Genomic DNA, 23,251 nt, shown 5'->3' with positions numbered 1-23,251 from the left:
CTCCTTCAGCTCTTCAGGACGTTAGAGATACCCTTTACAAAATCTGCTATCTTGTCAATCGTATTAGCTTGATCGTGGTAGTTTTCTACCATCTTTACGATAGCACTGCCAATGACAATTCCCTCTCCTAGAGCTCCAACTTTCTTGGCTTGCTCGGGAGTGGAAATACCGAAGCCGATCACGACAGGCTTCTTAATGGAATCTTTAAGATTGGCAATCTCTTGGTCGAGAGTTTCAGAAACATCTTGTTGTACTCCTGTGACTCCCGTTCGCGAAACGTAGTACACGAAACCGCGAGACTCCCTATTGATCAATTCTAATCGCTCCCGGGTGGTCGTTGGAGAGGCCAAAAATACCGTATCGAGTTCTTGACTCCGCATGGCTTCTATGTAGTCCTCCGCTTCTTCAGGGGGAAGATCGAGAACCAACGCTCCATCCACACCGGAGCTACGGCAAGCTTTCGCAAAGCCTTCGAAACCCATCGCAAAAATGGGGTTAAGATAGGAGAATAGGACGATTGGAGTATCGAATCCCTCATCGCGAAGTTCCTTGACGGTTCTAAGGATGCTTTTTAAATCCGTTCCTGACGCTAAGGCTCGCTCAGAAGCTTTTTGGTTGGTAGGTCCATCGGCCAAAGGATCGGAAAAGGGAACCCCAAGTTCGATGATATCCACTCCTGAAGAAACTAGAGTTCGGCAGAGTTCCTTTGTGGTATTTAAGTCAGGATCTCCCGCGGTGATATAAGCGACAAAAGCCTTTTTTTCATCGCTCTTAAGCATTTCGAATACTCTGCTGATACTCATGATGCAACTCCTTCCAGATCCTTGTCACCGCGGCCAGAAACATTGATAATCATAATTTTGTCCTTGGCTAGCTCGGGAGCACGTTTCAAAACATAGGCTACTGCATGCGATGTTTCTAAAGCAGGGATAATGCCTTCGTAGCGAGATAAGGCTCGAAAACCATCTTTTGCTGCCTCATCGTCAGCATAGGTGTAGGTCGCTCGCCCTAGCTCAGCTAGGTTTGCGTGTTCGGGTCCCACTGCCGGATAATCGAGACCAGCCGAAATACTATGGGTTTCCTGAATCTGACCATCATGATTTTGCAGCATGTGAGTGTAGGTGCCGTGGAGGATTCCAGCGCTACCACCAGAAAAACGAGCCGCATGCTTGCCGGAAGCGATACCATAGCCACCGGCCTCGACCCCCACCATGGCCACAGACTCATCATCAAGGAATGCATGGAATAGGCCGATAGCATTGGAGCCACCACCCACGCAGGCGACTAGCTCATCAGGCAGTCGTTGCTCAGCCTTTAAAATCTGCTCACGAGCCTCTTGTCCGATCACCCGATGAAAATTGCGAACCATTTCTGGATATGGGTGTGGACCAAGTGCCGAACCCAAGCAGTAGAACGTGGTCTTGACATTCGTCACCCAATCCCTCATAGCCTCGTTAATCGCGTCCTTCAAAGTTCTTGTACCACTGTCAACTGCAACGACTTTGGCACCTAGTAGATTCATACGCTTGACATTCAAGGCCTGACGTTCCACATCAACGGCTCCCATATAAACAATACACTCAACACCTAGCAAAGCTGCCGCCGTTGCAGTGGCCACTCCATGCTGACCAGCACCAGTTTCAGCGATGATGCGATGTTTACCCATTCGCTTCGCTAGCAGAACTTGGCCAATGGCGTTATTGATTTTATGAGCGCCGGTATGAAGCAAATCCTCTCGCTTCAGGTAAATCTTCGCGCCACCGAGATGCTCCGTAAGTCTCTTTGCATAAGATAATGGAGTCGGTCGCCCTACGTAGTCGCGGAGAATTTCATCTAACTCTTGTTGGAAGTCATCATCACCACAATACTTGCGAAAGCCCGCTTCAAGCTCCTTGACCGGCTCCACTAAAGTTTCCGGTACAAAGCGGCCACCGTAGCGCCCAAAATAACCTTTTTCATCTGGAAATTGCTTCACTTTATATCTCCTCTCGGAAAAGACGTCGTAATTTTTCATGATCTTTGATGCCTGGTTCTTGCTCTACACCGGAAGATAAGTCGAGCGCCCAGGGCTGAACAGCATCCCAAGCAGCCTTGACTGTTTCAGGATCCAGCCCACCGGAAAGAATCAAAGGCGCGCTGCTTGACTTTGCCTTTTTAGCCAGTTCCCAATTAGCAAGTTGCCCAGTTCCCCCATACTGCCCTTTCACTGCTGCATCAATCAGTAAATAGTCAATGATCCCATCAAAGGCGGCTACGGACTCAAGATCAGTCTCGCTAAACAAACGCACAGCTTTGATGGATCCAGAGAATTGCGTACAAAGCTCAGGGGCTTCGTCCCCATGGAGCTGCACGCGATCAATTCCAGTCAGTTTTTGGATCTTCCGTATATCGTCCACATTTTCATTCACGAAAACGCCGATACAATCGGGAGGGTTTTGTGAACGCCGTCGCACCGCTTCGATAATTGAGGCAGCAGCTTCTGGAGCCACATAGCGAGGGCTTTTTGGGTAGAAAATGAATCCTAAAGCCCAGGCTCCAAGGTCAGCAGCAAGCAGAGCATCCTCTTCTTTGGTAAGGCCACAGATTTTGATCCTCATGAGTCTATCCTTCGATGAGTTTTTTTAGTGCCGAGCCCGGTGTGCCAGTTTTCATAAGGCTCGTACCAACCAAAAAGCCTTGGTAGCCAATGCTTTGAAGGCTCTTTATATCGGAAAGAGTTTCTATTCCACTCTCACTAATGGCTAGCTGATCGTCTGGGATAAGCTTTTTCAACCTGCGGCTCGTTTCTAAGGTGATGCTCAGATCTCGTAGATCACGATTGTTGACGCCAAGTAAGTCAGGTTGAAGAGATAAACCGCATGCAAGCTCTTGCTCATCGTGAACCTCCACCAGCGTGGTGAGCCCTAAGTCTTGTGCCTGACTATGAAGCTCTAAGGCTCGCTCCTTACCTAACAATCCCACAATAATCAGAATCGCATCTGCACCTGCGTCGAGGGCCTGATAGAGTTGATACTCATCGACAAAAAAATCCTTCATCAAAATCCGAGCTTTTGGATGGGCAGACCTTATCTGACGAATATAATCCAAATCACCGCGGAAGTAGCTTGGTTCCGTCAGGATCGAGAGTGCTGTTGCGCCAGCATCTAAGTACTGGCCGGCAACGTCTAGTGGCTTAAGCTCCGGCGCAATATCTCCCTTTGAGGGACTAGCTCGCTTAAACTCCGCAATCACTGATACTCTATCGGCCTCCCGAAAAGGAGCTGTGAAATCTTGGGGTTTATAAGATCGTTTGCCTGCCTGTTCTTTGAGTTCGGCCAAAGATGTCGTCGTTTTTAAATCATCAATACGGCGTTGGACGGTGGCACCAATTTTATGCAGAATACTTTCGCTCATGCTCCACCTCCCCTTACAGCTTGGAGAACCTCCCAAGCCTTTCCTTGATCCAAGATATCGTGAACAGCCTTCAAACCTTCTCCAAGGTCTGAGACTTTCCCACCAACAAGCAATGCTGCAGCCCCGTTGATGGCGACGATATCCCGTTTCGGGCCGTGATCATCACCTCGTAGGATTCTTGTGATGATATCCGCGTTTGTCTTCCGGTCTCCCCCTGCTAAGTCCTCGGCTCTCGCCAGATCGATGCCATAGTCTCTTGGGTCGATGGTATATGTTTTTACCTGGCCATCTTTAAGATGAGCAACTTGGGTGGTTGTTGTTGTCGTGATTTCATCAAGACCATCATCTCCAGTCACAAGCATCACTTCCTCAGCACCAAGTGAAGCTAACACATAGGCGAATGGCTCAAGCATCTTGCGATCGTAGACTCCCATGACCTGCCTTTTGGTAAAGGCTGGATTGACGAGAGGCCCCAGCAAGTTAAAAATGGTCCGGGCCCCTAAGTTGCGACGAATGGGTACCACGTGCCCCATAGCAGGGTGAAACTTGGGAGCGAAAAGAAAACCGAAACCATATCTATCGATGCTTTCTGCAACACGTTCAGGCTCAAGATCGATAGGCACTCCAAGCTCTTCCAAGACATCAGCACTACCGCACTTGCTAGAAATCGAGCGATTGCCGTGCTTGCATACACCCAGGCCAGCAGCCGCAATCACAAAGGCGTTGGTGGTTGATATATTAAAGGTGTTGGCTCCATCGCCACCGGTGCCACAGGTATCGATCAGATCGGTACGCTTAATCCTAAGAGGAATCGCATGATCTCGCAACGACTTGGCACAGCCAGTAATTTCCTCAATGGTTTCGCCCTTCCCGCGCAAGGCCCCGAGAAATGCTCCCACCTCTTCAGGGCTAACCCGCCCCCCCATCAGGAGGTTCATCGCCTCATTGGCCTCTTGCTCACTCAAGGATTCACGAGCAAACAGTTTGTTCAGATATTGCTTCATGTCTCGACTCCATCAGGATAGCTGTGCACAAAAATTTTCAAGGATCTTCAAGCCACTATCCGTCATGTAAGACTCGGGATGGAATTGAATGCCCTCGATAGGAAAACGCTTATGTTTGATGCCCATAATAACCCCATCCTCTGTCTCGGATGTGATACGAAAGCATTTCGGAAGACTTTTCCTTTCCACAATCAACGAATGATAGCGAGTCACAGTCAAAGGCTTAGGAAGGCCTTGAAACAACCCACGCCCTGTATGCGATACCGGTGACGTCTTGCCATGCATCATCGTCTTGGCCCGGATAACCCGGCCTCCGAATGCCTGCGCAATGGATTGATGACCGAGGCAAATTCCGAGAATAGGAATGCTACCAGCAAACGTCTCAATGGTTTCTAAGGTAATTCCAGCTTGGTCTGGATTCCCAGGCCCCGGAGAGATGACAATCGCATCAGGCGCCATACGCTCAATATCGCTCATCGCCATCTTATCATTGCGAACAACCTTCACCTTCTGCCCGAGCTGGCATAGATACTGATAAACGTTAAATGTGAAAGAATCGTAGTTGTCTATGAGAAGAATCATCAGGCCTCTCCTTCCGCTAGCTGGGCAATGGCAACCGCACTACGAACAGCTTTGGCTTTATTGAGAACCTCTTCCCACTCTTTCTCAGGCCGAGAGTCAGCGACAACACCTGCTCCGGCTTGGACATAAGCCTTGCCGCCCTTGATGTAAAGGCTCCTAATGGTAATGCATGAATTCAGGTTGCCGGTAAAATCATAGCAGACTACCGCCCCACCGTAAGGCCCCCGCCTCTCAGGCTCTAAGTCAGAGATGATTTCCATGGCGCGAATCTTAGGTGCGCCCGAGAGAGTTCCTGCAGGAAAACATGCTCCCAAGGCTTGCCACGGGGTAAGACTACGCTTGAGCTTGCCCTCAACAAGGCTAACCAAGTGCATCACATGAGAGTAGCGTTCCACTTTCATAAACTCAGAAACCCGCACTGTTCCTGGTTTCGACACTCGCCCAATGTCGTTTCGACCCAAATCAACAAGCATCAAGTGCTCTGCTTTCTCCTTTACAGATGCCAGCAGATCAGACTCTAACTTCTTGTCTTCCTTGTGGTCCTTTCCCCTTGGTCTCGTTCCTGCGATGGGGCATGTTTCTAGCCTACCATCGTAGGATCGCACCAACATCTCTGGTGACGAACCCAGTAGGTACTCATCATCTTCAAGAGCCAGATAGAAGAGATAAGGAGATGGATTGATCATCCGCAGAATTCGGTAGACAAGAAATGGATCTCCCTCGAACGGAAAGTGAAAGCGATCCGAGAGAACGCATTGAAAGATATCTCCAGCACGGATATGCTTTTTGATGGTTTTCACACCAGCACAAAAAGCCTCTTTGCCCAAAGTCGCTTCCGCCTCAACAGGCTCCACCGAAGCAACTTCACTTAGGCTAAGATCCAAGACCTCTTTATCTGTGCTTTCAAACAAGCGCTTTCGAATATCTTGAATTTTAGCCTCCGCATCTCGATATAGCGGATCAAGGTCGGCGTCATCATCTGTCTCGATATGAGTCACGATATAAAGCCGATGCTTAAGTTGATCAAAGGCTATGATATGTTTGAAAAGCATCAGGTAGATATCGTCTGAGTCCAGACCTTTGTCTGGCATAGGGATATCTTCAAGCTGCTGAATAGCATCGTAGGCGACGTATCCCACAGCACCACCAGTAAACGGTGGAAAGCCTTCGAGGTGCATGGACTGATATTCTTTGATTAGTTTTTCAACAGATTGAAAACTAGCGCGATCTTGGATGACTTGAGATGAATTATAATGGGAAAAAACTAGTTGATCAGAGCGGCTTCTGAGACTAGCAAAAGGATCTATGCCAAGGAAGGAGTAGCGACCAACTTCTTCGCCACCATCGGCACTTTCGAGTAAAAAGGCTTGCTTCGAACCTGAATGTCGTAATCTGAGGAAGGCACTCACTGGGGTCAGCGTGTCTGCCGGCATCTCGATCCCCAAGGGAATCATCCGGTAGTCCCGCCGCGCCATGAGCCGTACCTGCTCTAGGCTTGGGTAAATATTCACTTTGTCTCCACCACTCACTTAAATCCAAAACGATTTTCCTATCGATGTTATTCTATCGAGTATTACAACTCGCTGCAGATTGTAGGGACCTACAGCTGAACCAATGCCTGTTAACCCACAGGTCAGAGACTTAGCTCAGCTTTTGTCTGTACAACGATTTCGGGGATATCGCAAGCATGCATTTATGGCTTACACCAAATCAGAAACAACGGGACTCCAGGCTAATCACGCCATAACTGCTTAAACGTCAAGGTGAAGCCTATTTAGCCGACTGGGTGGCTTTTGCAAAGGATTGAGCCATGATCCAACTCGTGGTCCAGGCATTTTGAAAATTAAAACCACCTGTTATGCCATCAATATCGAGGATTTCACCACCGAAGTAGAGATTAGGACAAACCTTGCTTTCCATGGTGCGAAAATCAACCTGATTCAATTTAACACCTCCGCAGGTCACAAACTCTTCCTTGAATTGCCCTTTTCCTTCAACCTTAAAGCTGTACTGGGTAAGAGTCTGTGCGATGCGCCTCAAAGTCTTCTTATCGAGGTCATTCCAGATGGTACCGGAGTCACGCTCATGCACCTCTAGAAGCCGCCCCCAAAAGCGCTTGCTCAAACTATCAAGGGGAGTTTTAACGAATTGCTTTTTGAGATGTATCTTTTTAAGCTCCATGAGCTTTTCCAAGGCTCTGTCTTCTTGTAAGCGCAGAAAATTAACTTTTAACTCTGCTTTGTAATCGCTTTGATACAACTGGCGAGCAGCAAACGCAGACAGCTTAAGAACCGCTGGCCCGCTCAAACCCCAATGGGTAAACAGCAGCGGACCTGTTTGCAGAAACGGTTTTTTACGCCCGTCTACTTTTAGCTGAACATCAACTGCTTCAAAACTCTGTCCTGCCAAGCCATCTATTAGGGCATCTTCCACATTAAACGTAAACAGAGACGGAACTGGATCCGATAGTTGATGACCCAGATTCGATGCTATCTGATGCCCCTTGGGAGCACTTCCCGTGGCGAGCATGACAGCATCAGCGCGGATCACACCTTCGCGCAGATTGACAACGAAACCCTGTTCATTTCTTGTCAGTTCTTTAACTATAGCTCCCAAGCGCAGCTCGATATTGAGGCGCTTCACTTCTCCCAACAAGCAGTCAATGATGGTCTGAGAGGAGTTCGTGGTTGGGAACATTCTGCCGTCAGCTTCCACCTTCGTCGCGACACCTCGATCTTGAAACCATTGGATCGTATCTTGTGGCTGAAAGCGATGAAAGGGCCCCAGCAACTCACGGCTACCACGAGGATAATTTGCCACAAGCTTCTTAGGGTCAAAGCAATGATGGGTCACATTACAGCGACCACCGCCAGAGATTTTAACCTTATTGAGAGGCCGTCTCGTACCTTCCAAAATCACGACATCTAAATCCGGGTTCCGAATTTTGGCATTGATTGCCCCAAAAACACCGGCTGCTCCAGCCCCAATAACAATGAGATTAGCCATATCGCTCCCATAGAACTTCTAGCTGTTTCAATTCGATTTTTTCAAGATAGCTTTGCCTCTGGAGCTTCTGCTCAAGATTTCGAGCAGGGTCCCAGTATATTTTCACTGGTCTTTTAAAAGGCGCAAGTTGCTTGTCCATGGCCTGCAAAACTCGCTCTAAGTTAGGCTTTTCTCCAACGACCACCAACTGAGGAACCCAAGTCAATCGCGGATCTGCGAGCGGCAATACAAGATAGCGGGCTCCACTATCAAGGTGATTCAAAATACTCTCAATCTCGCTTGGTGCTATATTCTCGCCACCTGATTGGAAAACAGTATCTTTGCGACCCATGAGGAACAAATCACCGCCTTCAACGCGGCCTAGGTCTTGACTTTGATAAACCTGGTCGTCGGTAGCTTCAAAGTGCCCGGTCCTCCAGTATCCGAGCATCACGCCAGCACCTTGAACCAACACACAGTCGTCCGCAATGCGAACCGATCGGCCTGGCATGATTTGCCCCACATGCTGGGCTGATGCTGGAGGCTGACCTGGAGGGAGAGCCGCAACCTGTGCTGCTGTCTCTGAGCTACCGTAACACAGTGATATAGGTATGGTAAGGGCTAGGCTTTTCTCTATGAGGGGTTTGGCCGCGCTCGCACCACCGATAAGAACAGCCTTAGATTTCGATAGGGTTTGTGATGCTGATGGGTTCTCCAGAGCATCGTGGAGTTGAGCAGGTACCAAGGAAACAAAGTCTGGCTCTGAAGCTATCAGATCAGTCTTAACAGTTTTTGCCCCACCACCGATAACAAGGACTCCCCGACTTTCAAGTGCCCGCATCGCAATTATAAACCCACCGATGTGGAATAGACCCAGAGATAGAAGAAATCGATCCCCTTCCTTCGCCTGATAGAAGGATATAAATGATTGCGCACTCTCTTGCAGGCTCGCCAATGAGTGCACGACACCCTTCGGCTGACCACTGCTTCCCGACGTAAAAATAATGAGCCAGGGATGATGAGGCGCCAACGCTTTTGCAACAATGGCCAATCGGGGTCGGTTCGGGCCAAGGAGGGGCTCCGATAGTTCTTCATAGCTGTCTAAGTTTTTTAAAAGCTTTTGCTTCTGCCCTTCAGGAAACCGTGGGTTTAACAAAACCGCTATCCTACCTAAGGCTAAACTAGCCAACGAAGCCAGCCAGGTTTTATAGGGGCAGGAGAAGGTCATCACCAATTTTTGACTCGTGCTGTTCTCTGCGATCCAGCAAGCTACTTGCTCTAAATGCTGGGTAAGAACCCTCGTTGTGATACGCTCATCACCCACTTCTATAACCACTTGATCGGAAGGAAGCTCAAGAAAGTTCGCCAAGCTAGTCATAGCTATAACCCTCTTCTAGCTTCATAGTCGAGCCTTCCCAAGGCATCCTAGATTCCATAACATCATGTGCCAAATACTCGTAAGTGCCGAGCCCATGACTGGCACTTAGCTCGAAGTGTTGAATAAACCTCAGATAGGACCTAAGAGCGATTCCAGAATCAAAGCATGATGACAAGATTAAGCGATCTTTTGGATGACCTTTAGCAAGCCATTCAAAGGCTCGTGATAGTCCGAGGCGCATGGGCTTTACAACGACATAAACGTCCTTTGCCAGCTCATCAAGTTCGCGGTCCCAAAGACATTCATCGAGCGCAATGGGAACACCATCAAGGGCTAAGTTCTGCTCTAAAGATGGAAACGGCTCTTCAAAGAACTCAATTTGATCATAAAACTTATCCCATAGTTTCCGGACCTGCGCGGTGCTTAAGCTCTGATTTGCATCCAGACGCAGTCTAGTGCCACTGGCTAAGGTATCGACAAGCTGCTCAAGCGCCTTCAGCTCAGCATCGAACGAGTCTCGGCCCAATTTCACTTTGATAGACTTGAAGTTCTGCTTAAGCAAATCCTGCAAGGCATTTGACTCTCGATCTAATGTTATTAATCCTGCTATAGGAGCTGTAAATTCGGATTGAGAGCCCTTGTCATCTAACCAACGCTGAAACAAGACCTGTTCCCAGGCGCTATCAAGACTTGCAATCCCTGTGTGATAGGGGCTACCAAAGGCATGCCGATGCAAAGGCCAAGAGCCAGACTCACCGAGATCCTCTGGCTTTTGCTTAGATAACGCAGAAATACTTTCCCTAAGATTTTCTCGGTGAACCCCAGATAAGGGACCGATCTCACCGCGGTAGAGTCGCTGATGTTCATCGTATACAGTGAGAATCGCGAGGTCTTTACCCAGTATGTCGCGACCCTGGTGACGAAAACTACGAACAAAGGGCAGGTGAACCTGCTCCACTTTGATCTCGTGAATAATCACAGCACCACAACCAGAGCATAAACCGCACAGTAAACCGCAACAAAGATTGATGTGAGCTTCAGGGCTTTATTCAATAGATCTGCCCTAGGGAAGATCAGAGGCTTGAGGCTAGCGCGAAGCAACCTAAGCATCACGAAGGACAAGATCAGCCCCACGAGCCAGATCTGATTCCAGAGAGCATAGGCAAAAAATACGGCGACGCTGGCCAACACGAGATACCAAGGCAAATGCTGCCCAAGACGATCCCCTAACTGGATGGCGAGGGTTCGTTTCCCGGTGCGTTCATCACCTCTACGATCTCTTAGGTTGTTGATCGCCATTACTGCACCAGCAAGCAACCCTGGCCCCATAGACCAAAGGAGATCCGACCACTGCCAAGTTAGACTTTGCAAGTAGGCACTGCCCAGGACTGCTACAGGGCCAAAAAAGACAATAGCAACAACCTCCCCCAAACCAAGGTGAGAAAGAGGTTTGGGCCCCCCAGTATAAAGGTATGCAACTGCCGCACTTACGATAGCCACAGCCAACACGGACCAGCCACCATGGATCGTCAGTAGTAGGCCAATAAAAACTGCGAGCCCAAGCATGGCTTGGTAGGCGTCCTTCGCCTTGCGCTGTGACATCAATCCTGCTTGAACAACACGCAACGGGCCTCGCCTAGCGTCATTGTCGACTCCAGATGCCGCATCTTCCGCATCGTTAACTAAATTGGCGGCAGATTGCATCAACACCACCACAGCTAAAGCAGCTAAAAAGGTGAGGCCATTGATCCAACTGGGATTCTGCCCTTGCTCGATCAAGTGCTGATAGCCAAGAGCGCTTCCCAGGATGACAGGGCTAACGCCTAGTAGTAGAGTTGCAGGTCGGATGCCCATCCATAGAACTTGCCAATAAGTCAAAGCACTTTCCTCCTCGGAAGAGTTTTAATCGCATCAAATAGCTCCAGATCATCCTCGATCTTGACGGGAACTTCAATCAATTCCGGAGCCCTAGGGGCTTTCTGCAGCAGGGCTAACAGGGCGTCCTTAGTCTCTACCACTTTATACGCCAGTCCAGCAGATTGAGCGACACCTTGAAAGTTAAACTCATGGGGTGTCGTCACTAATGGATTAAGGACGCTTGGAAACTGTCCAAGAGGAAGTTTTCGGAAAATTTGCCCACCGTTATTATTGACTAGAAAAACCCTAAGAGGAGCTGGACTGATAGAAAGTTGAAAAAGTGAGTTTAAGTCATGGATCATCGACACATCACCAAGCACCACATCCCAAGCCTCACCACTTGCCAGGGCAAGCCCTGTAGCTGTGGAAACCAAGCCCTCAATACCACTTGCCCCTCGATTGGCATCCACCCTCTTGACATGCTGAGGAGAATCAAAGTACCAGGTATCGAAGGCACGAATCGAACTAGAGTTGCCCAAGAATAGATTCTGGGAGTGCGAATGTTTCATAATTAACTGGGCTAGCCCCGGTAATGTTAGATGGGGATACCGCGCAACTAGCTCAGAAGCATTCTCCATCCAAGCCCTCATCCCCTCAGTTGCGCTCTTTTGCTCCGGTAAAGCAAGTCCATCTAAAAACTGATAGTCCTCGCTTCGAATATGGGTATAGGCTGTGAACGCCGGGTTCTGGCTGCCCGCTTCAGGTGACACAACCACGTAGGGAAGATTTGGACGCTTTTGCAGATATATATCCCAGTACTTACTCACGAGATGGCGCCCCAAATGAAGCACGGCATCTGGCTGGTAGGTCTCTAGCCACTCTTGAGTCTGAGGAAGTTCTGCATCCACAAGGTTATCGAGATGTCCTTTAAAAGACGAACCGATATCCGCAAGGCAAGGCCAGGATAAACCTCGCACCAGCTCTTCAATCGCAACCCGGTCTGCTGATTCATCCAAGCGTCCCAAGATTATAAGTCCTCGTTCGGCACGATGGATTAAATCTTCTAACCTCCCCACCTTTCCCTTAGGTTCACGAGTCGATTGTCCTTCAATTATCGTAGGCCGTAGGGAGGCCATTGAATTGATAAAGGCTTGGGAACGATCCGTTTTATATTCTTGCGGCTCCAAGGGAGCTCGCAGAGGAACATTGATATGAACCACCCCTCTTGGAAAAATGAGGCCTTGCTCTAGACTTCGGGTTAACATCGCCCGCAAGGTAGGTGCCGAGATCTGATCTTCGGGGCTAGGCAAGCCAAGGTAGTCTTTCAAAAAAGCACCAAGCACCTGACTCTGATCGATCGTCTGATTGGCTCCCGAATGAATCAGCTCAATAGGCCGATCGCAACTCAATACGATCAAGGGGATGGATTCTTTGTGGGCCTCAATCACTGCTGGTAAGTAGTTGGCCACCGCTGTTCCTGAAGTGCAGATGAGAACAGCAGGACGCTGATGGGCTTTTGCTGCTCCCAAAGCCATATACCCAGAGGCGCGCTCATCCATGCACGAGACCGTAGTCAAACGCGGATGCTCCTGCAAAACAGCTGCAAATGGAGCATCGCGATATCCAGGTGACATAAAAACGTGGGATGCTCCCGTATCTGCTACGGCATCTAAAATCACCTGGCACCAGGCAAGGCTCAAATTTTTAGTGTAGTTGGCTTGTTTCATCTTGGTCTACCGTCATGCCAAACAAGTCAAGAAAGTTATTCATCTTGATTTCTGTTTCTTGCCACTCAGCATCCGGTGTCGATAACTCTACGATTCCAGCTCCAGCAAAGATAGTCACGAGACTGTTTTCGACTAAGGCCGAACGGATTCCAATTGCAAAATCTCCGGCCTCTCCTGCGCAGTAACCCAACGCACCGGCAAACAGCCCTCGACCAAATGTTTCGTGGTTCGCTATGGACTGCCTGGCTTCCTCACGTGGAGCCCCCCCTACAGCAGGGGTCGGATGAAGTGCCGATAGCAACTCTAAAGGATGCACCTCATCTCGCCGCCGAGCCAGATACTGCGAACGCATATGTTGGACGTGCTTGAGACGGAGGATCTGCTCTCGCTCTTTCTGAACCACGTCATCACAAAAACTCTTGAGAAGCTGCTCAACATAATCACTCACGAAACGATGCTCGTCGAGGTCTTTGTCTGACCCTTGCAAATCTTGGCCATGCTCTAGATCCGCTGTTAAGGATGTGAATCGCTTTCGGGTGCCAGCGATAGCATCGACTTGCACCTTTGTTCCTTGCCAGGCCAGCAAACGTTCTGGAGAACGGCCGACAAAAGCTTTTCCACCTGGCTCCACAAATGCAAATACATAGCTCCGCTCTTCGATGGCCGCAAGCTTGGTCATCAACGTACCTAAATCCAAGTCATGAGCTAATTGCAGCTCCTTAAAACGACTCAGCACGACTTTCTGATAGAGGCCTTGCTTGATCTCATCAACGGCTTGCGAAATCATTTGATGCCAACCATGTTTCGAAGGTTGGTTGGTGCTGCGAACCATCGGTGGCAGCGAAGGCATCGTTCGCCCTAGGTTTGCTGGAATGTAATTGCGATAGATGACAGCAGCGCGTTGGCCTAAGTCTTCCTCACTGATTGTCCCATCAGTGGAAAGCCTAAGATTTAGGAAAGTTTCACCTTCAGAAAACGTCCACTCGACTTCGGGTAATATAAAGAAGCTGTCATCAAAGCCGTCCCAAAGCCCCTCTTGATCCTGACCATCAGGAAACTGAAGGCCACCAAACAACCGGAAGTCTCTGAGTTGCTCTAACCGAGCCCGATCAGCTGCACCGAGCTTGACCAGAGATCCAAGACCTACGAAGATATCTTGAGAGTCCTTCGAGCGCCAAAAAAACTTCCAGCAAGGTCTGCTAAAGTTGAGCAGCCCGAATGGATCGATGGAGCCTTGCCATAGAACCTTAAGATTCGCAATGACAGAACCGTCAAGCTGGTGAAAGCTCCATTCTCCTGTTGCCAAAAGCTGTTTCAAACTCTGAGAAGGGGCGATCTGTCTAGCGGAAAAATATCCGAGATCACTCAATTCTTATCACCCCAATAGATATTAACAATCCCGCCAGTCAGCTCCTCGAAACGGTTATTTTCTAGACCGCTATCGGCCATCAACTTGGTGAAACGTTCGCCGAAAGGAAAGTCTTCAATGGTTTCATTAAGGTATTTGTAAGCCACTTCGTGGCCTGAAAGCGCTTTGCCGATTTTAGGTAGTATGTTTCTCAGATAGAAGAGATGGCCAGCACGAACAAGCTTGGACGATGGTAGAGCGAACTCTAAAACGATCAAGCGGCCCCCTGGACGAAGCACGCGATAGCACTCTTCGAGACATAGTGGCACATCTGGGATGTTGCGTATCCCAAACGAGATCGTAATAGCATCATAGGCGTTATCGGGAAATGGCAAGGCCTGAGCGTCACCAACCTTAAGGTCAATTTTCTGCTTCAGGTTTTTGGCCTGCACCTTTCTACGCCCTTTTTCGACCATGCCAATTGACATATCTAAGCCATCGACGCGGGAGACCTGAGGAGCTTTCACCAGCTCAAGGGCAACATCACCGGTACCCGTTGCCAGATCTAGAACTTTTATGTTATTACGCCGTGGCAGGGTTTTGCGAATCAATCGCCGCCACTGGTAGTGCAATCCAAAGGAAAGAACCGAGTTAATTAGGTCATACCGACCTGCAATTTCATTAAACAGCTTAAATGACTCAGTTTTAGAATGGGATAAACTCATATTTCAACTTCCAATTATCAAAGTTCACGTTTATATAAACCATTTGTTCCGCGTGGTTCAACTGAAAAGGTCGGTCTGCCGCCACGAATCACGCTAGGAAAAGAAACGTAAAACCCAGAATTTGCGGCACCTAGCAGGAATTTGCTTACATATTTGGCTTAGTCTTGTAGAATCGCAAAGCCTCGCCCGATCGTATCGAGTCCGGCAGAGTCAATAGTTTATAAACTCGTAAACTTTAGGAAGAACCCGTGAGCATCCCAGCTATCAGTCATGCCATTTCCCCCGAAGTAAACAAGAGCCTCTCCGGTCTCGACTTTGATCTCTCCCAGTGGGATCAAAATCCTCGCATCGGCGGATTGTTGAGTCGGACTGTTCTCGCTGGTGGAAAGCGTCTAAGACCTCTTCTGACTCTGCTTATGGGAGACCTTTTCGGCGCTGACCACGGGAGCATGACTCCTTTTGCCAGGGTTGTGGAAATGGTTCATGCCGCAACTCTCGCCCATGACGACGTAGTTGACAACGCTGACGTGCGACGGGGAAAGCCATCTATTAATGCTGTTTCTTGTAACAAGAAAGCTGTCCTCGCAGGGGATTACCTACTTGCTTACAGCCTTGCTGAAGTCGCGCGGCAGGGGCGCCCCGAGCTGGTCACATGCCTCTCAGAAATTATCAGCGACCTGGCCGAAGGCGAGTGGCTACAGATCGAAAATAGCAAGCGCACCGACCTTTGCAGAGACCATGTGGATCAGGTCGCCTTGAAGAAAACTGGCAGCGTTCTGCGTTGGTGTAGTGAGGTAGCGCCTTTATACTTAGGCCTTGATCAGACCACTGTTGCAAAGGCTCGGGAGTTTGGCGAATGCCTAGGTATTGCCTTTCAGATGACCGACGATATTTTAGATTTCAAACGCCGCGATGGCGCCGAGTTTGCCGACCTCAAAAATAAAGTGATCAACTCAGTGATCTTCGAAACCTTGGCACTGCAAGGGGACCAACAAACTTTGAACGTTCGAAGCCTCGACGAACTCACGCTTGAAGAGAAGAGCCTCAAAATCGCTCTTGAAGTGGTAGCAAAAAATGTTGCACAACGATTGCAGCGCTGTCGAGATCTTCTGTTGGAATTCTCGCAACGAGAGCTTGATGAAAGCCAAGTCAAAGCACAGCAGCAAGCTTTCTTAACTATAAGCTGCATCATCGAATACTTAGCGAATCGTGTGTGACATGGATGCCAAGCAGATAAAAATTACCCCAGAATTGGAAGATCTCTCCAACCAGATTGGTGAGTTCATGGAATACTGGGGTTTTAAGAAGGTCCACGGTCAAATCTGGTGCCACCTGTTTCTATCCTCAACACCCCTTGATGCCTCAGAACTGATGAGCCGCCTGGCGATTTCAAAAGCCTTGGTTAGCATTTCCTTAAAAGAACTTTTAAAATATGGTGTTATTTTCGAAGTTGGCAAAAGCCCGCGGGGAACTCGATGCTACAAAGCTACAGAAGATATCATGACCCCAATTCTAGAAACCCTTCGTCGCCGTGAACAAAGAATGATCTCGCGAGTTATGGGTGCCCATTCACTGCTGTCTCGGCTCGATAGTTCTGATTTTGAAGAGATGGGTATCGAGCGCAAGCGGCTTGATTATCTGGGACAAGTGATTCGACTGGCCGACCTCAGCTTAGAGAACATCATCAAAAAGAAATGGGTAGGCATTGCCGACCTCTTGTTGATGCGTCACCGCTTGCGGGGCAAGTCTCAAAACGCCTCTTCGGAGCACTCCTCAAGCTAAATCCTACCTCCAGCAGCCTGCAACTTGTGCCTAGATAAACCCAGTATTCTAATACTATAGCCAAAGACCAAATCAAGGTAGCCATGTCTCTACTTAGATGTGCCTTACATCTATGTCTCTTTTCGTGGTTTCTACTGGGTTGCTCGCCGAAAGATCGGAGCGAAAACCTAGCGGACACCACTCCCATGTCTGTGTTTTCGACCTCTTCAGAAACGATCATCCCTCCTCAAGAGCCCACCCTTGATTGGCAGTCCTATAAACCGGGTCAAGGATACCAGCCTACAGATCCCACCCACCGTTACCTTTGGATTAAAGTTCCCCTGCCTTCAGATCGCCCTCAGAATAGTTTTGTCGCGCTTAGACGCTGCATGATCGTTTTCCAGGTCTATCTAAATGAAAAGCAGATTGCCCAATGGGGTCGCTATAATCCCCAAGCTATCGATGGCATTGAGGCTAGCCACTATTTGCCTATAGTCTCAGTCCCCCCAGAACTCAATCAGAATACTCTTTACCTCAAGGCCTATCGCTTTGGGCGGCAGAACGATTCAGGACGCTGTGCAACAGTCGCGCTGGGAGAGCACACCTCACTTATACTGGAGCGCTTCTCACTGCTAACCCATCAGATGGCGATCGGTTTTATTTTTATTGGTATCGGGCTGGGAATGCTACTCTATACCTTTTTTATACGCCAAATTATGACACTAACATTTTCACTCTTCACGCTCATCATGGGAGTTTCATTTTGTGGCGGCGTGCCCATTATCTCATTCTTAGGCAGCTCAAACTGGGAATACTGGGCCTTTTGGCAGCTAAGTCTGTTTGTATTTCCAATTTTCTTTATATGGTTCTTAGGCACCCATAATGAGAAGCACTTTCGTTGGTATCTTTGGGGAACCAGCCCTAATATGGTCCTCACCATCTTTCACATCTCAATGTGGAATGGATATGCGGGCTATCGACTCTATGCCTTACGTGACATTAATATGGTCGTCTTGATCGTTCAGGCCCTAGTCCTCATATGCGTCGGCATCTATCAGATACGAACAGCAAAAGGATATACGAGGATTATCGCATACACATTTCTTGGTATTTTTCTCGTTACAATGTACGACTCACTACTTCTACTAACAGCAACATCTCGGACCACCCTGTCTCCTTATGCATGCTTTCTGATGGTAAACGTTCAGCTCACAGTCATTTTACTTCGACAACGAGATCGCGTTCGCGAACTCGAACGAGCGAAGCGGGAGCAGATTGAATTAGCAAGGGATAAACTTGAACAGGAGGTCCATTTACGGACCAAAGACCTTCATGCCCAAAAAGAAGCCTTGGCTCAAGCAAACCAGGAGCTAGCTGAAGGTAACAACTTGCTAAAAACCAGCAATTCTCAATTAGAGACATTAAATTCTAAGAATCAAATCTTACTTAAGCAGATTTCCTATATCGACGACCACAGCCTCACCAAGCTGATCGATATCGTAGGCCGAATCCCCGACTCCAGCGGCCTGACGATCGCTGCCGTCGATGAATTGTCGCGACTCAAAGACTCACTCGCCCCACTCGCCAGCCTTTACCAGTCAGAGCAAGAAATCAGCAAGAAGAAGATTATTCACCTTGCTCAATCTAAGGGCGAGCAGCGACTGCTTCGATTCTCACTCGGCGGAACACTTATAAAGCTCGTTCAAACTGATAGCGTCGAAACGAGCAAGGACCTGCTCAAGCAAGGTGACTTTGAGTTGCTCATCATGGGGCCAGAATTTTTAGATATGGCCGCCTATTGCCAAAAAGAATGCCCCAACACCAAGACTATTCTGATGACCTCGGAGGATTTCTCCAAGCATATCGATATTTTGATCAAACGGGATGAAATCTCGAATCTTGTATTTAAAGATACGAACGACCCCACTTTTAGTATGAGGACCATGGCCACAACCGTTGCTAAGATTATCAACGACGATTACTTTGGAATTAGCAAATATCTGGCTTGGGGCACTCGAATCCAAGAAGTAAAGATCACATCAAGCGATACTAGGCATCAGATCATTGGTATGATGGGCCGGGTTCTGAAAGACATGGGGATGAGAAAATCAGTAATCAATCGCAGCTTTTTAATTTGCGATGAAATGCTGATGAATGCGATCTATGATGCCCCCATGGACCAAGACGGTAACCCCAAATACAACCACCTCCCCCGCACGGAAGCTGTTGAGCTAGAAGAACACGAGCAAGGCATGTTCTGTTATGCTTCTGATGGTGCAACCTTGGCAATAGCAGTGCAAGACCCGTTCGGTGCTTTAACCCGAGAAACCATGCTTCGCTATGTAAAATCTTGCTATGATGGTGAATATGGCGCGATCAATGAAAGACTAGGCAAAGCCGGCGGGGGCATGGGGCTTTTTCAAATCCTGTCAGCATCAGACTTGGTGATCGTCAATGTCAAACCCGGAGTTCGCACCGAATTTATCTCGTTAATCAACATTGGTGCGAAGTCAAAATCGAATCGCCAGGCGGTGGCATTCCAATTCTTCAATGTCTAGCCTAGGAGAGGCAAGCAGGCTCATAGCCTTACTCCTCATGGCTTACGCCTACTTTTTAGAGATGATCGAAATCGTCAGGATAACCTGAGAAATTAAATCATCGCCGCGGGTAAGATCCACGTTCCATACCTGACTGCGATTGCCAGAATGAACATTCCTCGCGGTGACTGTTATCTCATCGCCAGCTCTCGCTGATCGGATGTGATTGGCCGTGAGGCTTTGCCCAACAGCCGCTTGGTCTTCGGCAACAGAGAAGTTCGCAGCCATAGAAGCGATCGACTCTGCCACAAGGCAGGAGACACCACCATGGAGCAAACCGAAAGGCTGGGTATTATGATCGCTCACCACTAGCCTACCAACAACCGATCGATCCTCTTCCCGAAAATCAGTGATTTGAAAGCCAATAAACTCATCCACTTTGGGACAAAACTTTTCGTGGATCTGGTTCATATTCAATTTGGCTTTCAATGTCTCTAGCCTGGTAAAAAACGCCATATATTTCCTATAGTGCTAAGGTTCTTAGAATTTCTAGCAACTCTGGATCGAAGTCATTCTTCTTTTCTAGACATTCCTCAAGAGGTGCCAGGCAGAACTTGCCATCCCGAACCACAGTTACCTTGCCACTGTCACCACGTTTGATCGATTCAACCGCCATGTAGCCCATTCTTGCCGCCGAGAATCGATCTCTTGGAGACGGATTACCACCCCTTTGAATATGCCCTAGGATACAAAGCTTGGTTGCTAGCCCGTACTTGGATTTAAGGTCTTTTTGGTAGCTATAACCTAAGCCTTCATGATCACCTTCTGCGACTATGATAATCGATGATTTCTTGCCCCTCTCAATCCCACGTTTAATATTCGCAGCTACATCATCGAGGGACTCCACTTGCTCAGGAAAAATCACACATTCGGCCCCAGTTGAGATGGCAACGGTAATCGCAATCATTCCTGAGGAACGTCCCATGACTTCCACCAGAAACGTTCTATCATGGGAGGTTGCAGTATCTCGAATCTTGTCAATCGCTTCCACTGCGGTATGTAATGCCGTGTCGAAGCCAATGGTATATTCTGTGCCAGAAATATCGTTATCGATAGTTCCTGGAATACAGATAATTTTGATGTCATGCTCTTTGAAGAGACAATTGGCACCTTGAAACGATCCATTGCCGCCAATTACTATCAGAGATCCAATGCCACGCTTTTTCAGGTTCTCAGCAGCGACCTTGCGAGCCTCAGGATCATGAAACTCTGCACAACGGCTAGTGTAAAGCACCGTTCCGCCCCGCTGGATGATGTTACCAACGGAAGAAAGATCCATTTTTTCAAAGTCGTCGGTTAGGAGACCAGCAAAACCTTTGTAGACACCATATACATCGTAACCTTCACTAATCCCTGTTCGCACCACTGAGCGAATGGCGCTGTTCATCCCCGGTCCATCACCGCCACTGCAAAGTACAGCTATTGCATTATTACGTCCCATCGCTTTAGACCTCCCATACAACATAGTCTCAGTGCTGTTTTACACAATTTCCTGATAGGCATCAGCAGCAAAAATTGAAGGTTTCTACGATCCGGTACAGGTTTGGGTGCATTCGCTGCTCGCGAGCAGGCCATCGTTTCATTAGTACCGCAGAGTTTGCGCACCAACTAGGGCCACGCCAGTCCTTGAAGCTAGAAAGATTATTGGAATCGTACAAAGCCGCCTCCGTCACCCTACCTAGTGTCAAATGAGCCTGAAATCTAGATTTGCTCACACCTGGGAACCGGTCTAATAGGAGCTGGTGAAGATGATTAAAGGGACTTTCCTCGGTCACAGAGGCCCAGATCACCCGATCACAGCCTTGTCGGCTAAACGTCCGAATGCCTTCAATACTGACAAAGAACGGATCTCCCCATGAGCAAGACCTTGCTGAAGATACAAAGCTAGAAAGGTTTTCCGATGGGACTCCACCAAGGAACAAAAGGGTTATATGAAGGTCATCAGGATGGACCCAGCTCACTCCTGGGATGGCATCTCGCATCCGATCAAGCAGGTCAACAAAATCTGGTTTTGCTACCTCTGGGACGAGAACAGCAAAGAAGGCCATGGTCTAAGCCTCTTGCTGCTTTTCTTCTAATTCAGTCCACCTCGCATAGAGGCGATCCACTTCAGCCTGGGCAGTCTGAAGGCTTTCGTACGCCTTCTGCATCTCGTGGGCGTTGCTTGCTAGTTCTGGATCTTCAACTCTTGCAGTAGCAGCTTCCAAGTTTTGCTCTGCATCTAGAATTAAGCCCTCCATTTGATCATACTCTCTTTGTTCCATGTAGGAGAGCTTCACCTTCTTTTTCAAAGGTGCTTTCGGCTTACTCTTGTCTTTGGTTGCAGATTTCTTAAGGGGCTTTTTAAGGCCTTGAAGTTCACGCTCCCACTGCTCATAGTCAGCAAAAAGCCCTGTTTTACCGTCACCAAGAAAGCCAATACAAAGATCTGTTAAGCGTTTCATGAGATAACGATCGTGAGAAACAATCACAATACAGCCAGGAAAATCAGCCAGATTCTGCTCAAGTAATTCTAGGGTTTGGATATCAAGGTCGTTCGTTGGCTCATCTAGAATCAATACATCAGCCTTCTGCTGCATCAGACGAGAAATCATCACCCTAGCCTGCTCGCCACCAGAGAGGGCCCCAACTTTCTGTGTGAGTTGCTCATTGGTAAATTGAAACCTTTTCGCCCATGTAACAATATGCACTGACTGATCTTGGTAGATCACAGAATCTCCACCGACCTCACTTAACGCTGTTTTTAGAGTTTCGTTGGGATCGAGCAAGCGACGATTCTGGTCGAAGTATACGATTTTTAAGTCCGGAGCATGAGTGACCTCTCCAGAGTCAACTGAAATCTCCTTCTGAAGTGCTTTGAGAAGGGTAGATTTTCCACAGCCATTTGGCCCTAACACACCGAGTACCATGCCCGGCGACAAGAGTAGATTAACATCTCGGAAAATCGTCCGCCCGTCATAGGACTTTTCAATCCCATCAATAACCACGAGACGCTTGGTTTTTCTTCCTGTGCCACCAAAAGATATCTGCGATTCACTTGATTTCAACTTTTGACGGAGGTCAGCTAGGTCGCTGATGAGGCGCTTGGCATCATCGATCCGATACTTAGCCTTCGTCGTTCTCGCTTTGGGGCCTCGCCTCAGCCACTCTACCTCGCGACGAACCTTATTACTCAGAGCTTCTTCTTGGCGACTCAGCCCTTCGAGGTAGTCTGCTTTGAGGTCTTGAAAGCTAGAGTAGTTTGCTTTTTGAAGAAAAATGCCTCCAGGGAAGGCCTTATTTACTTCAGCGATAGTATTGACTGTCCGATCTAAGAAAAAGCGGTCGTGACTCACCATGACCCAGGCAAAGCTAGCCTGAGTTAAGATACCTTCCAGCCAGAGCACGGCCTCGAAGTCAAGATGGTTCGTCGGCTCGTCAAGAAAGATCAGATCAGGCTCTCCAAGCATCGCTTGAGCGATGGCCAGACGTTTACGCCAGCCGCCCGATAATTCGCCGGTCTTTACATCATAGCGTTCAAACCCGGCCTTGCTGAGCAGCATAGGAGCTTGCACCATGAGATCCGTTTCAGAAAGCCCCAAGCTTTTCCCCTGAACCATCATCACTTGCTCCAGGGTGTCCTGAGGGTCAAATCGAGAGTCCTGTTCAACATAAGCTGTTTTCAGAAGCTTGCGTCGCGAAACGGTGCCCTCGTCGGGCTGAACACTGCCCCCCAAGATCTTTAATAGCGTCGATTTTCCAACTCCATTAATTCCAATGATCCCAAGGCGAGCCCCCTCCTCGATTCCCAAGGTGAGGCCTTCGAATAAATGTTTCGAAGCAAACGACTTTCCAATCTCATGGCAATTAAGTAATAACGACATATAGGCTCCTCATTAACGAAGGCCAAACTAT

At 48.5% G+C, this 23,251-nt stretch carries 21 protein-coding genes; 3 read left to right on the top strand and 18 right to left on the bottom strand.

What is annotated here, in order from left to right:
* Positions 1-5: 5 nt before the first annotated feature.
* The 14 genes from trpA to ubiE all read right to left on the bottom strand — a co-directional run bounded on the left by trpA (position 6) and on the right by ubiE (position 14,999).
* Positions 6-803 (bottom strand): tryptophan synthase subunit alpha, encoded by a 798-nt coding sequence (gene trpA / locus B9N89_RS02650; RefSeq protein WP_132315647.1) that lies wholly within the window; start codon positions 801-803, stop codon positions 6-8.
* Positions 800-2,014: a tryptophan synthase subunit beta gene (trpB, locus tag B9N89_RS02645; RefSeq protein WP_132315649.1), complete on the bottom strand. Its 1,215-nt coding sequence runs from the start codon at positions 2,012-2,014 to the stop codon at positions 800-802. Before trpB ends, trpA begins: the two co-directional genes overlap by 4 nt.
* Positions 1,977-2,597, bottom strand: a complete 621-nt coding sequence (locus B9N89_RS02640; RefSeq protein WP_132315651.1) for a phosphoribosylanthranilate isomerase — start codon at positions 2,595-2,597, stop codon at positions 1,977-1,979. The genes trpB and B9N89_RS02640 overlap by 38 nt, the downstream gene beginning before the upstream one ends.
* Before the next feature lie 4 nt (positions 2,598-2,601).
* Entirely contained in the window at positions 2,602-3,393 is a 792-nt protein-coding gene (gene trpC / locus B9N89_RS02635; RefSeq protein WP_132315653.1) for an indole-3-glycerol phosphate synthase TrpC, read from the bottom strand.
* Complete coding sequence (gene trpD, locus B9N89_RS02630; protein ID WP_132315655.1) at positions 3,390-4,397, bottom strand: anthranilate phosphoribosyltransferase; 1,008 nt, start codon at positions 4,395-4,397, stop codon at positions 3,390-3,392. The genes trpC and trpD overlap by 4 nt, the downstream gene beginning before the upstream one ends.
* A 12-nt stretch (positions 4,398-4,409) precedes the next feature.
* A complete protein-coding gene (locus B9N89_RS02625) occupies positions 4,410-4,979 on the bottom strand; it encodes an anthranilate synthase component II (RefSeq protein WP_132315657.1) in 570 nt (189 codons plus the stop codon).
* Positions 4,979-6,490, bottom strand: coding sequence for an anthranilate synthase component I (trpE, locus tag B9N89_RS02620; RefSeq protein WP_132315659.1), 1,512 nt, complete (start codon positions 6,488-6,490; stop codon positions 4,979-4,981). Before trpE ends, B9N89_RS02625 begins: the two co-directional genes overlap by 1 nt.
* Positions 6,491-6,749: 259 nt before the next feature.
* On the bottom strand, positions 6,750-7,985 hold the full coding sequence (locus B9N89_RS02615) for a BaiN/RdsA family NAD(P)/FAD-dependent oxidoreductase (RefSeq protein ID WP_132315661.1): 1,236 nt from the start codon (positions 7,983-7,985) through the stop codon (positions 6,750-6,752).
* The gene (locus B9N89_RS02605; RefSeq protein ID WP_132315663.1) at positions 7,978-9,342 is read right to left on the bottom strand and encodes an AMP-binding protein; all 1,365 of its coding nucleotides are present in this window, start codon (positions 9,340-9,342) and stop codon (positions 7,978-7,980) included. Before B9N89_RS02605 ends, B9N89_RS02615 begins: the two co-directional genes overlap by 8 nt.
* Positions 9,335-10,321, bottom strand: coding sequence for an enolase C-terminal domain-like protein (locus B9N89_RS02600; protein ID WP_159455092.1), 987 nt, complete (start codon positions 10,319-10,321; stop codon positions 9,335-9,337). Before B9N89_RS02600 ends, B9N89_RS02605 begins: the two co-directional genes overlap by 8 nt.
* A complete protein-coding gene (gene menA, locus B9N89_RS02595) occupies positions 10,318-11,220 on the bottom strand; it encodes a 1,4-dihydroxy-2-naphthoate octaprenyltransferase (RefSeq protein WP_132315667.1) in 903 nt (300 codons plus the stop codon). The genes B9N89_RS02600 and menA overlap by 4 nt, the downstream gene beginning before the upstream one ends.
* A complete protein-coding gene (gene menD / locus B9N89_RS02590) occupies positions 11,217-12,926 on the bottom strand; it encodes a 2-succinyl-5-enolpyruvyl-6-hydroxy-3-cyclohexene-1-carboxylic-acid synthase (protein ID WP_132315669.1) in 1,710 nt (569 codons plus the stop codon). Before menD ends, menA begins: the two co-directional genes overlap by 4 nt.
* Positions 12,904-14,244, bottom strand: coding sequence for an isochorismate synthase (locus B9N89_RS02585; protein ID WP_159455091.1), 1,341 nt, complete (start codon positions 14,242-14,244; stop codon positions 12,904-12,906). Before B9N89_RS02585 ends, menD begins: the two co-directional genes overlap by 23 nt.
* A 47-nt stretch (positions 14,245-14,291) precedes the next feature.
* Positions 14,292-14,999, bottom strand: a complete 708-nt coding sequence (ubiE, locus tag B9N89_RS02580; RefSeq protein WP_132315673.1) for a bifunctional demethylmenaquinone methyltransferase/2-methoxy-6-polyprenyl-1,4-benzoquinol methylase UbiE — start codon at positions 14,997-14,999, stop codon at positions 14,292-14,294.
* A 248-nt stretch (positions 15,000-15,247) separates the two neighbouring features.
* Here ubiE and B9N89_RS02575 point away from each other — a divergent pair, with 248 nt between their 5' ends.
* From B9N89_RS02575 to B9N89_RS02565, 3 genes are all read left to right on the top strand, one after another.
* A complete protein-coding gene (locus B9N89_RS02575) occupies positions 15,248-16,216 on the top strand; it encodes a polyprenyl synthetase family protein (RefSeq protein WP_132315675.1) in 969 nt (322 codons plus the stop codon).
* Position 16,217: 1 nt separating this feature from the next.
* On the top strand, positions 16,218-16,781 hold the full coding sequence (locus B9N89_RS02570) for a GbsR/MarR family transcriptional regulator (RefSeq protein ID WP_132315677.1): 564 nt from the start codon (positions 16,218-16,220) through the stop codon (positions 16,779-16,781).
* Positions 16,782-16,966: 185 nt separating this feature from the next.
* Positions 16,967-19,318 (top strand): hypothetical protein, encoded by a 2,352-nt coding sequence (locus B9N89_RS02565; protein ID WP_132315679.1) that lies wholly within the window; start codon positions 16,967-16,969, stop codon positions 19,316-19,318.
* A 48-nt stretch (positions 19,319-19,366) separates the two neighbouring features.
* Here B9N89_RS02565 and B9N89_RS02560 read toward each other — a convergent pair whose 3' ends face one another.
* The 4 genes from B9N89_RS02560 to B9N89_RS02545 form a co-directional block, all read right to left on the bottom strand.
* Complete coding sequence (locus B9N89_RS02560; RefSeq protein ID WP_159455090.1) at positions 19,367-19,768, bottom strand: PaaI family thioesterase; 402 nt, start codon at positions 19,766-19,768, stop codon at positions 19,367-19,369.
* 52 nt (positions 19,769-19,820) lie between these two features.
* A complete protein-coding gene (pfkA, locus tag B9N89_RS02555) occupies positions 19,821-20,798 on the bottom strand; it encodes a 6-phosphofructokinase (RefSeq protein WP_200820650.1) in 978 nt (325 codons plus the stop codon).
* A gap of 61 nt (positions 20,799-20,859) precedes the next feature.
* Complete coding sequence (thpR, locus tag B9N89_RS02550) at positions 20,860-21,405, bottom strand: RNA 2',3'-cyclic phosphodiesterase (RefSeq protein ID WP_132315685.1); 546 nt, start codon at positions 21,403-21,405, stop codon at positions 20,860-20,862.
* Positions 21,406-21,408: 3 nt separating this feature from the next.
* Complete coding sequence (locus tag B9N89_RS02545) at positions 21,409-23,220, bottom strand: ABC-F family ATP-binding cassette domain-containing protein (protein ID WP_132315687.1); 1,812 nt, start codon at positions 23,218-23,220, stop codon at positions 21,409-21,411.
* Positions 23,221-23,251 lie beyond the last annotated feature (31 nt).

It is taken from the genome of Pseudobacteriovorax antillogorgiicola (assembly GCF_900177345.1).
Lineage (GTDB): Bacteria > Bdellovibrionota_B > Oligoflexia > Oligoflexales > Oligoflexaceae > Pseudobacteriovorax > Pseudobacteriovorax antillogorgiicola.
Note: the sequence above shows the minus strand (reverse complement) of the source record. Positions and strands in the feature narration are given on the sequence as shown.

What these genes read in the sequence shown, in the direction of transcription:
- trpA (WP_132315647.1), bottom strand. Translation starts at nt 803, where the DNA reads ATGAGTATCAGCAGAGTATTCGAAATGCTTAAGAGCGATGAAAAAAAG.
- trpB (WP_132315649.1), bottom strand. Translation starts at nt 2,014, where the DNA reads ATGAAAAATTACGACGTCTTTTCCGAGAGGAGATATAAAGTGAAGCAA.
- B9N89_RS02640 (WP_132315651.1), bottom strand. Translation starts at nt 2,597, where the DNA reads ATGAGGATCAAAATCTGTGGCCTTACCAAAGAAGAGGATGCTCTGCTT.
- trpC (WP_132315653.1), bottom strand. Translation starts at nt 3,393, where the DNA reads ATGAGCGAAAGTATTCTGCATAAAATTGGTGCCACCGTCCAACGCCGT.
- trpD (WP_132315655.1), bottom strand. Translation starts at nt 4,397, where the DNA reads ATGAAGCAATATCTGAACAAACTGTTTGCTCGTGAATCCTTGAGTGAG.
- B9N89_RS02625 (WP_132315657.1), bottom strand. Translation starts at nt 4,979, where the DNA reads ATGATTCTTCTCATAGACAACTACGATTCTTTCACATTTAACGTTTAT.
- B9N89_RS02615 (WP_132315661.1), bottom strand. Translation starts at nt 7,985, where the DNA reads ATGGCTAATCTCATTGTTATTGGGGCTGGAGCAGCCGGTGTTTTTGGG.
- B9N89_RS02605 (WP_132315663.1), bottom strand. Translation starts at nt 9,342, where the DNA reads ATGACTAGCTTGGCGAACTTTCTTGAGCTTCCTTCCGATCAAGTGGTT.
- menD (WP_132315669.1), bottom strand. Translation starts at nt 12,926, where the DNA reads ATGAAACAAGCCAACTACACTAAAAATTTGAGCCTTGCCTGGTGCCAG.
- ubiE (WP_132315673.1), bottom strand. Translation starts at nt 14,999, where the DNA reads ATGAGTTTATCCCATTCTAAAACTGAGTCATTTAAGCTGTTTAATGAA.
- B9N89_RS02570 (WP_132315677.1), top strand. Translation starts at nt 16,218, where the DNA reads ATGGATGCCAAGCAGATAAAAATTACCCCAGAATTGGAAGATCTCTCC.
- B9N89_RS02565 (WP_132315679.1), top strand. Translation starts at nt 16,967, where the DNA reads ATGTCTGTGTTTTCGACCTCTTCAGAAACGATCATCCCTCCTCAAGAG.
- B9N89_RS02560 (WP_159455090.1), bottom strand. Translation starts at nt 19,768, where the DNA reads ATGAACCAGATCCACGAAAAGTTTTGTCCCAAAGTGGATGAGTTTATT.
- pfkA (WP_200820650.1), bottom strand. Translation starts at nt 20,798, where the DNA reads ATGGGACGTAATAATGCAATAGCTGTACTTTGCAGTGGCGGTGATGGA.
- thpR (WP_132315685.1), bottom strand. Translation starts at nt 21,405, where the DNA reads ATGGCCTTCTTTGCTGTTCTCGTCCCAGAGGTAGCAAAACCAGATTTT.
- B9N89_RS02545 (WP_132315687.1), bottom strand. Translation starts at nt 23,220, where the DNA reads ATGTCGTTATTACTTAATTGCCATGAGATTGGAAAGTCGTTTGCTTCG.